Annotated in this window: 11 protein-coding genes; 1 reads left to right on the forward strand and 10 read right to left on the reverse strand. The window is 41.3% G+C overall.

All coding sequences use genetic code 11. The annotated features are described in order from the left end of the window. Positions 1 to 76: 76 nt before the first annotated feature. Positions 77 to 433 (forward strand): TraR/DksA C4-type zinc finger protein, encoded by a 357-nt coding sequence (locus CXF82_RS09205; RefSeq protein WP_101089130.1) that lies wholly within the window; start codon positions 77 to 79, stop codon positions 431 to 433. A 100-nt stretch (positions 434 to 533) separates the two neighbouring features. Here the strand turns inward: CXF82_RS09205 and CXF82_RS09210 are convergent, their stop codons facing one another. The 10 genes from CXF82_RS09210 to CXF82_RS09255 form a co-directional block, all read right to left on the reverse strand. Next, the gene (locus CXF82_RS09210) at positions 534 to 3,302 is read right to left on the reverse strand and encodes a TonB-dependent receptor (protein ID WP_180961105.1); all 2,769 of its coding nucleotides are present in this window, start codon (positions 3,300 to 3,302) and stop codon (positions 534 to 536) included. A 1,142-nt stretch (positions 3,303 to 4,444) separates the two neighbouring features. Further along, positions 4,445 to 4,876, reverse strand: coding sequence for a nucleoside-diphosphate kinase (gene ndk / locus CXF82_RS09220; protein WP_101089040.1), 432 nt, complete (start codon positions 4,874 to 4,876; stop codon positions 4,445 to 4,447). A 216-nt stretch (positions 4,877 to 5,092) separates the two neighbouring features. Continuing rightward, entirely contained in the window at positions 5,093 to 5,263 is a 171-nt protein-coding gene (locus CXF82_RS22305) for a hypothetical protein (RefSeq protein ID WP_180961106.1), read from the reverse strand. Between the two features lie 198 nt (positions 5,264 to 5,461). Next, positions 5,462 to 5,659 (reverse strand): Fe-S cluster assembly protein IscX, encoded by a 198-nt coding sequence (iscX, locus tag CXF82_RS09225; RefSeq protein ID WP_101089041.1) that lies wholly within the window; start codon positions 5,657 to 5,659, stop codon positions 5,462 to 5,464. Between the two features lie 414 nt (positions 5,660 to 6,073). Further along, on the reverse strand, positions 6,074 to 6,412 hold the full coding sequence (gene fdx / locus CXF82_RS09230) for an ISC system 2Fe-2S type ferredoxin (protein WP_101089042.1): 339 nt from the start codon (positions 6,410 to 6,412) through the stop codon (positions 6,074 to 6,076). Between the two features lie 8 nt (positions 6,413 to 6,420). After that, the gene (hscA, locus tag CXF82_RS09235) at positions 6,421 to 8,283 is read right to left on the reverse strand and encodes a Fe-S protein assembly chaperone HscA (protein ID WP_102044069.1); all 1,863 of its coding nucleotides are present in this window, start codon (positions 8,281 to 8,283) and stop codon (positions 6,421 to 6,423) included. A 72-nt stretch (positions 8,284 to 8,355) separates the two neighbouring features. Continuing rightward, a complete protein-coding gene (gene hscB / locus CXF82_RS09240) occupies positions 8,356 to 8,880 on the reverse strand; it encodes a co-chaperone HscB (RefSeq protein ID WP_101089044.1) in 525 nt (174 codons plus the stop codon). Positions 8,881 to 8,897: 17 nt separating this feature from the next. Beyond that, a complete protein-coding gene (gene iscA / locus CXF82_RS09245; RefSeq protein WP_101089045.1) occupies positions 8,898 to 9,221 on the reverse strand; it encodes an iron-sulfur cluster assembly protein IscA in 324 nt (107 codons plus the stop codon). A 14-nt stretch (positions 9,222 to 9,235) separates the two neighbouring features. Next, a complete protein-coding gene (gene iscU, locus CXF82_RS09250; protein WP_101089046.1) occupies positions 9,236 to 9,619 on the reverse strand; it encodes a Fe-S cluster assembly scaffold IscU in 384 nt (127 codons plus the stop codon). A gap of 31 nt (positions 9,620 to 9,650) precedes the next feature. Continuing rightward, positions 9,651 to 10,865 (reverse strand): IscS subfamily cysteine desulfurase, encoded by a 1,215-nt coding sequence (locus CXF82_RS09255; RefSeq protein ID WP_101089047.1) that lies wholly within the window; start codon positions 10,863 to 10,865, stop codon positions 9,651 to 9,653. Between the last annotated feature and the right edge of the window lie 161 nt (positions 10,866 to 11,026).

Consider the following 11,026-nt stretch of genomic DNA (forward strand, 5'->3'; position numbering starts at 1 on the left):
TTGATCTTCGTCATTACCTGCGATCGTGACATGTTTAGACTGATAAACCGTGAAGTCAATAATTGTAGGCAAAGCCGTGAGTACCAACCAAATCAAACAAATGTTATCCGATATAGAATCGGAGTTAAGGCAGAAGATTGGTGCGCACCCAGATATCCAAGCCAAGCTAATGGACAAGCATAATTATTCCCTTTGTGAGCTCATTGAAATAATGACTCAAGCTCACTTATGCGATAACCCATTATTTTTTAAGTTGATGCAACTCGATGCAGCTTGTTGCCAACTGGACATTGGTTTGTATGGCGTGTGCTCTGATTGTGAATCTGAAATCGAAGCAGAACTGTTAGTCGCTAATCCACTTGAACAGCGATGTTTAAGCTGTACTAGCCAATATAAACGCGAACATCGTCAAGAGTTAAGACTAAACCATTAACTCTTGTCTATTTACTTCTTAGAGCATTCGTTGGCTCTTACAAAAAAACCTCCAATTAAGGAGGTTTTTTAATGTCTAAATCTTACTTAAATAACTATTTTTAGAACTTAACACTTGCTCTTACGAAGAAGTAACGACCTAGTACATCATAAGTGTACGGATCGGTATTTGAATCGTTGTTACCAGTGTAGTACGGTGGCTCTTCATCTAGAATGTTGTTAACGCCGCCCGATAGACGAACTGTATTTGTTACATCATACGTTGCTGATAGATCATGATAAACAATTGAGTCAACTGAAGGAGCATAACAACCTGCTGTATCATCTTTACAAGCAAATGAATCCATGCCGTCGATATAACGCGCTTCGTATGTTGCAGACCAATCATCGCCTGACGCTTTTAAGTTAAAGTTTGTTTTGAACTCAGCGTAAGCACCTACACCACCAGTGATGTAACCTTTATAGTCAACAGCGTTACCGTCTTGGTCAAATTCTTCATATTTATCAAGAATCGACGTATCAAGACCTGCTTTCCAATCTAGTCCTAAGCCTTCGAAAGCGTAAGCAACATTGATATCGTAACCAGCAGTGTTAGTTTCACCAATGTTTTGTAAACCATTATCAAACTTAATACGGCCTGTAGCATCGATTGAGATATTAGATGCTTGACATAAAGCGGTACCTGTATTGATCGTGCTACCGTTTGCATCTAAACACTGATTAGCAATGTAGTTTGAATCAACTGAAGTAATTGTGTTTGAGATTGCAATATCATAGTAATCAAGAGTAAACGATAAACCGTCAACAAAATTTGGCGAGTAAACTAAACCAACAGTTGTGATATCCGCTTCTTCTGGTGTTAGTAGTGGGTTACCACCAACGGTCACTTCTGCTTGAGTTTGCTCTGTTGCAGGGTGAACAATTTGATCAAATGATGGAGACTTACCACCAAACAACTCATCTACTGTTGGTGCACGGAATGCAGTAGATTGACCACCACGGATCATTAAGTCATCAAATACACGCCAAGTTAAACCCACTTTCCAAGTATTATCAGAACCAAATGTGCTGTAGTCGAAATAACGCATTGCTGCACTTAAATCTACTTGCTGTGCTAATGGTAAATCGCTTAGTAATGGAATCGCAATTTCTGCATAAACTTCATTAACATCAAAAGAACCAGCTGTAGCTTCAACACGTGGATCGTTCGCTAAACCTTGAGCAGTTAGTGAATCTGGCGTGTAATGTGCAGATTCTTTACGGTATTCGTAACCCGCTGCAAAGCCCATAGTACCCGCTGGCAAATCAACAATATCACCAGAAATTGTTGCTGAAGCAATATCTAACTCACTGCCACCGCTATTTACTTCAGTGTAAATAAATGGAGCAATGCTTTCGCCTTCCCAAGAAGACTGAAGGAATGGGTCAAAATCACCTTCTAAAACAGCGTCATTGATTGAACCGATGTTATGCAAGTTAGCTAGGGTGTCTACAGAATCGTTCTTACCTTTGTTGTAAGAGGCGTCCCATGTCCAACCATTAGCAAACTCACCTTCTAGACCAACTACAACACGAACTGTATCAACAACTTGTGAGAAATCACGAGAACCTGATTCAACCATACGACGACCATAGCTTAATTCTTCACCTGCTTTTACCCAAGGAAGAAGGTCATCGGTCATGAAACCGCCAGCTGCCTTAGGCTTATATTCCCAAGCAGAATTATTCCAAATTGGCTGTGGAGCCATTTGTTGTTCAGACCAACGCTTAGAGTACATAGCCTCAGAGAAGAATGTGATGGTATCAGATAGCTCGTAAGTACCAGAGAAAGACAGGTTCAAACGCTCCATAGGAGTATATAAGTAGCTATCTTTAGCGTAGTTATATTTATCATCATTTTTAAAATCATGGTATTCACCACCACGACCACTTAAATCAGCTTCGGATTTTCCATCAAAGTATTTAAATTTTGCTTTGCCTTCGCCATTGTCAACGTATTCACCATACTCACCAGAATCACCAATAGCATACTCTTTATCAGGACCTGTCGGAGTAATACCAAAGTTCATGTCTCCCCAGACATGCCCACCTTGTGCGTATGAACTACCACCACAATAAAGACTCTTATCTCCAGCAGCCCCTGTTTCAGCGATTGGACAATTAGAAAAATCACGATCTGCTTGGCTAGCTTCACCACGTTTAGTGTACTGAGCATTGATGACAACGTTACCTTTATCGAACGTATTGCCTATTGTAAAATCAATGCTTGATTCATCTGCATCCCCATGACCTGACATACCTGTTTGCACGTTCATTTCAAAGCCATCAAAATCACGCTTCAAAATCACGTTAACAACGCCAGCGATGGCATCCGTTCCATAAATAGCTGAAGCACCATCTTTTAGCACTTCAACGCGTTGGATCATCGATACTGGAATGGTATTCAAATCAACAGTTGATGCTGCGCCCGTTCCTGATGCAATCATACGACGGCCATTGACCAACACCAAAGTACGGTTTGAACCTAGACCACGTAGGTTGATACTTGCATCACCACCTGAACCGTTGTTAACGGCCGCGTTCACCATCGCACCGCCCGTTGACGTCATTTGCTGCAGTATGTCATCAATAGAGGTTGCGCCAGATGCAAGAATTGCAGAGGCATCAATAACCGTGACTGGGCTAGATGTTTCCAAATCTGCACGTTTAATACGTGAACCGGTAACTTGAATTCGTTCTACTTTCTCTTCTGCTGTATTTCCTTCAGCAGCATCTTCTGCTAAAGCAAATCCAGATAAGGCAACACTACTAGCAGCAATAGCAATAAAGCTTTTACGTATTGCACTTGCAGTTAAGGTCATTGAGTTCATATATTTCCCTTCAAATTTCAACACTAAGTGTGAAAATAGTTATATTTTTTATTTTATTATTAATAAGAAGTTATTTCTTATCCCTTATACTGTTAAATATAACCAATAGTGTCAACAGTTATTACATACACACAACGTAGATGATATAAATTGATACAAATCACAAAAAACAAACGGAACAATAATGATATAAAAATAAATAAAATCATCGACTTAAAATAAAACAGTCAAAAGCAGGTTAATATACAACCAGATGTTACAAAATAGTGTTTAAAATTACCATTTCGCAACCTAATATTAACAATTCAAATTGTTAATGTAAAAGATCAAAACGAAATAACACAAATATGACAGCTACATACAGAACATTTGAACAAGTAAAAACTTAAAACCACAAACATTACAATAAACAAATAAATATACAAATAATAAACATAATTAATACAAATTAAATACATAGCTGATACATTTTACACATTACGGATACTAGCTACATGATAATGTATCAGCGATATCAGTAGTGTTGACACTCTCAGTTTTATATTAACAACCAATAAATCAAACATTACTAATATTAAGTGTCAAGCTGCTTTTGTTTTACATTCTTAATATATGAAATAGCACGGACACTCTTACTTCAACAAAGCTGACTGCTCAGTTACCAATAAAGCCTCCTTATCCGTTGTTACCTTAAGATTTCCTATTCTAATTTTGGACACATAAGCCCCTCAACCACATGCATAGGTCAAAGGAGGAAAGGACAGGCTTTTTGATACTATACGTGCTTAACCGGTGAACGTTATAGATACGGTTTAGCCAGCAGAAGCCAAAACAGAGTAATATATGAACCGCTAGGTAGTTGAATGATTGAATGATTGAATGATTGAATGATTGAATGATTGAATGATTGAATGATTGAATGGTTGAATGGTTGAATGGTTGAATGGTTGAATGGTTGAATGGTTGAATGGTTGAATGATTGAATGGTTGATTTTGCCGCCACGACCTCTGGGGATGAGCAGTCACCTTGAATAAGGTGCTATACCCGCCATTGAAAGGTAGTATCCCAGCTGAAACTATTGAGCGACAAATAAAAAAGGAGCCATAAGGCTCCTTTTCTTAAATCTTAGCTACGTCTCAAATTAACGAGTACGTGGGCAAAGCTCTTCAGTGCTGAAGAAGTATGCTACTTCACGCTCAGCAGATGCAACTGAATCAGAACCGTGTGCCGCGTTCTCATCAATGCTTTCAGCGAAATCTGCACGGATAGTACCTTCCGCAGCATCAGCTGGGTTAGTAGCACCTAAGATTTCACGGTGTGCAAGAACAGCATTTTCGCCTTCAAGAGTCTGAACCATGATAGGACCAGAAGTCATGAATGCAACTAGTGCACCGAAGAAAGGACGTTCGCTGTGCTCAGCGTAAAAGCCTTCAGCTTGTTCTTGGCTTAGGTGAACCATTTTAGAAGCGATGATTTTCAGGCCAGCAGTTTCAAAACGGTTGTAGATAGCGCCAATGTGGTTTTTTGCAACAGCATCAGGCTTAATGATAGAAAAAGTACGTTCGATAGCCATGAAAAGCTTCCTTCTTAAATAAACGGGTTTTTAATTTCGCGCGGATTATACGAAATTAATGCCTAATTGCCTACCCTTATAGTGCTATCAAATAGAGATAAGTCGTATTTAGAAATGCATAAAAGCCAATCAGATCACAGTTCATAAGTGAATGCCTTAAAAATTGGCTTCTGATTTAATCATTTAAGTGATGAGTTAAGCCGCTATTAGTAGTATTTACTTGTGCTTTTTCACCCATATAAAGCCTGCGGCAATCACAACTAACAATGCCAGTGCGGGTGCAATATCCATAAAGTGATGGAACAACCCAACGCCGCCATGACCTTCATGTGCAAATGCTAAGGTTGGAGTGAGTAATGATAAGGTGAGTATTAGAAACTTGCTCATATTGACGTTCCTTTGATGAATGGCTGAAACATATCACTTTTACCACTTTGCGTAGTAAAGTCATAACAGTGATGTAAGCCTAAAATCAAACACGGAAGGTGAACTTGATGTTGATCAATCCTACGTTTATTTCACTTATTAGATGTCAACTTACATGATTTAGATCACAACAGCTTGAACAAGTAATGACAATTAGTCTCACTTTTCATCAATCCAGTGAGCTTGAATTGCTTCTAAAATACGTTCATTACAATGGTCCGGATCGTCTTCAAATGTTTCAAGCTTTATCACCCAATCACATAGTTCGGTAAATCGAATAGATTCAGGGTTAACATCTGGATAATTTTCCAGTAGCGCTAATGCGATCTCTTGCGAATCAATCCATTTAAGTACCATATCCGACTCCAACGATTCAACATGATCTAAGTATAAACCAAACTCTTTATGGTGAAGGAAATTGTGGCATTAATACTAGGGGCTCTTGATCTTTCGAGCTTAGTTTTTGTTCGAATTCAATGATTTTAGTACAAGGCTTGAGCGATGATGCTTAGCTGGCTAAGCGAAAAGCTCGTAACGCATTCTAGCCATAAAAGACTAAAAGTATTGAAACGGACCCGAAGGGCCGCGCTTCTTGGCTATTTTTACTGTGTTGTAGGCTATTTGTGGAGAATGACTAAACGACATAGCCTCCGCCTTGTCAAAATAGCCAATAAACTGCGGCAAAAACAACCGTGAAAGATCAAAAGCCCCTTAACTTTTTGCAAAAAAAACCAGTAGACAAGCTACTGGTTTATATTTTGTAGTGACAGCCTACTGACTTTCACTCACCATATTAATAGTGTACTTCGGGATATCAACAACCAAATCAGATGCCGGCACTTTAGACTGGCACGAAAGACGGCTTTCAGGCTCTAAGCCCCATGCTTTATCAAGCATGTCATCTTCCAGTTCGTCACTTGGTTCAAGTTCATCAAACCCTTCACGGATAACAACGTGACAGGTTGTACAAGCACAAGACTTCTCACAAGCGTGTTCTATGTAAATACCGTTACGCAAAGCAACGTCTAATACCGTTTCACCTTCATTGGCTTCTACAACTGCACCATCTGGGCATAATTCTTCATGCGGTAAAAATACTATTTGTGGCATATTGGGACCTATATATTGTCAACGGACTGGCCTTTGAGTGCCAGTTTGATTGAATTATCCATACGCTTAGCAGCAAAATCCTGCGTTACGGTATCTAATGCTTCGATTGCTTTTTCGATAGCATCGGTGTCTTGTTCACTCGCTAGCTGCGCTAACGAAGCCATAAAGTGCTTAATTGAAACGAGTTCATCAGCCGTGAGCAGTTGACTATCTTTGCTCAGAGCGGCATTAAGTGATTCTAATACTCTCGCAGCTTCGACCTGTTTTTCAGCTAACATACGGCGGGTAATATCTTCCTCCGCATTTGCCATTGAATCTCGTAGCATCGCGCCGATTTCAGTATCCGATAAACCAAATGACGGCTTAACCTGAATGCTCGTTTTAACGCCTGTGGACTTCTCCATTGCCGTAACACTAAGCAATCCATCCGCATCGACTTGGAATGTCACACGAATATGAGCAGCCCCTGCGGCTAATGGCGGGATCCCGTTAAGCGTAAATTTAGCCAATGAGCGACAATCAGCAACGAGTTCTCGTTCGCCTTGCACTACATGAAATGCCATGGCAGTTTGACCATCTTTAAAAGTGGTAAACTCTTGAGCACGAGCCACTGGGATAGTGGTATTACGAGACACCACCTTTTCAACCAATCCGCCCATGGTTTCAACGCCTAATGATAGCGGAATAACATCTAATAGTAGCAAGTCTGACTCAGGCTTATTACCCACTAAAATATCAGCTTGAATACCTGCACCAATAGCGACAACACGGTCAGGGTCAATTGATGTCAAAGGACTTTTCCCGAAGAAATTAGCCACTTCTTCTCGAACCAATGGTACTCGAGTTGAACCACCTACCATGACCGCTTCCAACACGTCTTCCTTGCTCACATCAGCATCGCGCAGTGCACGACGACAACTTGAAACAGTTTTCTTCACTAGCTTGCTGATCATGCTGTCAAAAGTCGCACGAGAAACCGTTAACGACAGCTCAAATCCATTATCATCGACAACGCTTGCCGTCGTGGTATCGCTATCCGTTAATGCTTCTTTAACGCGACGAGCTTCTATTAGCAATTTACGACTTAAGCTCGCACTAATTTCTGCTAGTGACCACTCCTGCTGGAAGTAACTTTGTAGCATATGGTCAAAATCATCGCCACCGAGCGCAGAGTCGCCACCCGTTGCTAATACTTCAAATACCCCTTTGTTCAAACGAAGAATAGAGATATCGAATGTGCCGCCGCCGAGATCATAAACAGCAATGATTCCCTCTTTACCTGAGTCCAATCCATAAGCGATTGCCGCTGCCGTCGGTTCATTTAATAAGCGCAGCACTTTAACACCAATTAATGAAGCTGCATCTTTAGTACCTTGACGCTGTGCATCATCAAAATAGGCCGGCACGGTAATCACCACGCCTTCTAAGGTACCGCCAAGTGACGCTTCAGCACGCTGGACCAGCGGTCTTAAGATTTCTGCAGAAACTTGTACAGGGTTAACTTTACCCTGAGGTGTTACAAAGATAGGCAGCCCGTGCTCACTCGCTTCAAAAGCATAAGGGAACGTTTGGCTACCAGATTTAATATCTTCTAGGCTACGGCCCATGAAACGCTTAACCGACACAATGGTGTTTTGTGGGTCTTGAGCTGAAAACGCTTCAGCTTCACGTCCAACAAAGATTGCATCTTGGGTATATCGAACAACTGACGGCAATGAATGAAGATTGCTCTCATCTGCTAAGGTGCCAGCCACGCCGCTTCGAACGGCAGCAACAAGCGAGTTGGTTGTGCCTAAATCAATGCCCACTGCGAGACGGTGTTGGTGGGGAGCTGCGGTCAGTCCAGGCTCTGCTATCTGCAAAAGTGCCATATATATCCAACTTAAAAAAATGTTGGCTCAAGGTTATTGAGCCAACAGAATTATAAAATAAAAACCAGCGGGCTAATCTAAGAGCGCGTCTTCCACTCTTGCCAACTCGTCTTGTAATTTTGCCATAAACTTAAGTTTACGAATTTGGTCCGCTGCCTGCAAATGATCAGATTCCAAATCACTCAGCAGTAACACTTTTAGCGCTGCTGTGATCGGCTTTGCAAACGCATCAAAAGAAGCATAAAGCCCTTCTATTTCCGCTTCAGGATCATCACTATCGCCAATCTCTTCAAGAGATTCTCGCCATTCGATCTGCTGCATTAAAAATTGAGTATCTTTAAGCGTAGTAGACTCGTGACTCAACTCTAACCCTTTAAGGGCCAATAAGTGCTCAGCGCGTTGGATTGGGTTTTTCAATGTTTGAAAGGCATCATTGATTTGTGCAGTACGTTGTACTGACAAGCGTTTATCTTGTTCACTTGCGTTAGCAAATTTGTCGGGATGAACCGCCCTTTGCAGATCGCGATAGCGCTCTGCAAGGATGGCGGTGTCGACATCATAGGAAGGAGATAAACTAAACAGCTCAAAATAATTCATAGTTTAACTTTCAAAGCTTATACGGTAAAACTTTCACCGCAACCACATTCACCTTTCGCATTAGGGTTGTTAAATTGGAAACCTTCGTTAAGGCCTTCTTTAATGAAGTCCAACTCAATCCCTTGAAGATAGATAAAACTCTTAGCATCAATGATGATCTTTACACCATCGATATCATATAGTTCATCGTCATCATTCAAATCATCAACAAACTCCAGTATGTAAGCCATACCAGAACAGCCTGATGTTTTTAGCCCTAAACGTAAGCCTAGACCTTTGCCGCGGCTAACCAGAAAGCTCTTAACTCGGTCTGCCGCTGCGGGAGTGATACTAATTGCCATCTTAACTCCAGGTATTACTTCGATTGCTTTGTTTTATACTCATCCAGAGCAGCTTTAATGGCATCTTCAGCCAAAATCGAACAATGAATTTTCACAGGTGGTAACGCAAGCTCTTCAGCAATGTCGGTGTTTTTAATTGCACCGGCTTCTTCAACTGTTTTGCCTTTTACCCATTCAGTGACTAATGAACTAGACGCAATCGCGCTGCCGCAACCGTATGTCTTAAACTTAGCATCTTCGATAATCCCATTATCATTAATGCGCAGTTGTAGCTTCATTACATCGCCACAGGCAGGTGCACCGACCATTCCAGTGACAACTGAGGTGTCGTTTTTATCAAACGAACCAACGTTGCGTGGATTCTCATAATGATCTATTACTTTTTCGCTATAAGCCATGATACTACTCCAGTTTATCTATTCGTTAAGGTTAGTGGTGTGCCCACTGAACTGAGTCCAGGTCAATACCGTCTTGGAACATTTCCCAAAGCGGAGACATTTCCCTTAAGTTACCAATAGATTCTTTAATTGTTTCTATTGCATGATCGATCTCTTCATCAGTCGTAAAGCGACCCAATGAGAATCGAATCGAGCTATGAGCCATTTCGTCATTTAAACCAAGAGCACGAAGCACGTAGCTAGGTTCTAAGCTAGCAGAAGTACATGCAGAGCCTGAAGAAACAGCAAGATCTTTAAGCGCCATCATCAAAGACTCACCTTCGACAAAGTTAAAGCTGACATTTAAACTACCGCAATATCTTTGGTTCATATCGCCATTGATATAAGTCTCTTCAATGTGATTGATACCATTCCACAACTTATCGCGTAGACGACGAATGCGCTCGTTATCTGATTCCATATCAGTTTTTGCGATAGCAGCCGCTTCACCGAAACCAACAATCTGGTGCGTAGCTAATGTGCCACTGCGCATACCACGTTCATGACCACCACCGTGCATAGCCGCTTCTAAACGAATGCGAGGCTTACGGCTTACATATAATGCACCGATACCTTTAGGGCCATACATCTTGTGAGCAGAAATAGACATCAGATCAACTTTTGTCTTTCGCACATCTACTGGAATTTTGCCCACACTTTGAGCTGCATCAACATGGAATACAATTTTACGTGAACGACAAAGTTCACCAATTGCATCGATGTCTTGGATCACACCAATTTCGTTGTTAACATGCATAATGCTGACAAGTAACGTGTCTTCACGCATTGCCGCTTCGATCATAGCAATTGGAATAAGGCCGCTAGGCTCTGGCTGAAGGTAAGTAACCTCATAACCTTCACGCTCAAGTTGACGGCACGTATCTAAAACGGCTTTATGTTCTGTTTTACTGGTGATGATGTGCTTACCCTTCTTCTGGTAGAAGTGAGCAACACCTTTAATCGCTAGGTTGTCAGACTCTGTTGCGCCGGACGTAAATACGATTTCACGCGGGTCGGCATTGATCAGGTCTGCAATCTGGTTACGAGCAATATCAACAGCTTCTTCAGCTTGCCAACCGTAACGGTGAGAACGAGACGCTGGATTACCAAAAATGCCGTCCATAGTCATGCACTGCATCATTTTTTCTGCCACGCGAGGATCAACCGGCGTCGTCGCAGCATAATCTAAGTAGATAGGTAGCTTCATCACACACTCCGTACTTTGTGGTAGCCATTGTGCTACCACTTACAACGTACAAAAAATTATTTTATGTTAATAACAGAGACCGCTAAACGCTGATTCTCTGTTCCTGCTGCAATTTGTCTTGTTTAACTGAGATAAATTGCACATCTCTTTTTCGCATCAAT

This window comes from Shewanella sp. GutDb-MelDb (assembly GCF_002836075.1).
Classification (GTDB): Bacteria; Pseudomonadota; Gammaproteobacteria; order Enterobacterales; family Shewanellaceae; genus Shewanella.

Excerpts from the sequence above, each read along its gene's own strand:
- CXF82_RS09255 (WP_101089047.1), bottom strand. The coding sequence starts at position 10,865 with ATGAAGCTACCTATCTACTTAGATTATGCTGCGACGACGCCGGTTGAT.
- iscU (WP_101089046.1), bottom strand. The coding sequence starts at position 9,619 with ATGGCTTATAGCGAAAAAGTAATAGATCATTATGAGAATCCACGCAAC.
- ndk (WP_101089040.1), bottom strand. The coding sequence starts at position 4,876 with ATGGCTATCGAACGTACTTTTTCTATCATTAAGCCTGATGCTGTTGCA.
- fdx (WP_101089042.1), bottom strand. The coding sequence starts at position 6,412 with ATGCCACAAATAGTATTTTTACCGCATGAAGAATTATGCCCAGATGGT.
- CXF82_RS22305 (WP_180961106.1), bottom strand. The coding sequence starts at position 5,263 with ATGAGCAAGTTTCTAATACTCACCTTATCATTACTCACTCCAACCTTA.
- iscA (WP_101089045.1), bottom strand. The coding sequence starts at position 9,221 with ATGGCAATTAGTATCACTCCCGCAGCGGCAGACCGAGTTAAGAGCTTT.
- hscA (WP_102044069.1), bottom strand. The coding sequence starts at position 8,283 with ATGGCACTTTTGCAGATAGCAGAGCCTGGACTGACCGCAGCTCCCCAC.
- CXF82_RS09210 (WP_180961105.1), bottom strand. The coding sequence starts at position 3,302 with ATGAACTCAATGACCTTAACTGCAAGTGCAATACGTAAAAGCTTTATT.
- hscB (WP_101089044.1), bottom strand. The coding sequence starts at position 8,880 with ATGAATTATTTTGAGCTGTTTAGTTTATCTCCTTCCTATGATGTCGAC.
- iscX (WP_101089041.1), bottom strand. The coding sequence starts at position 5,659 with ATGGTACTTAAATGGATTGATTCGCAAGAGATCGCATTAGCGCTACTG.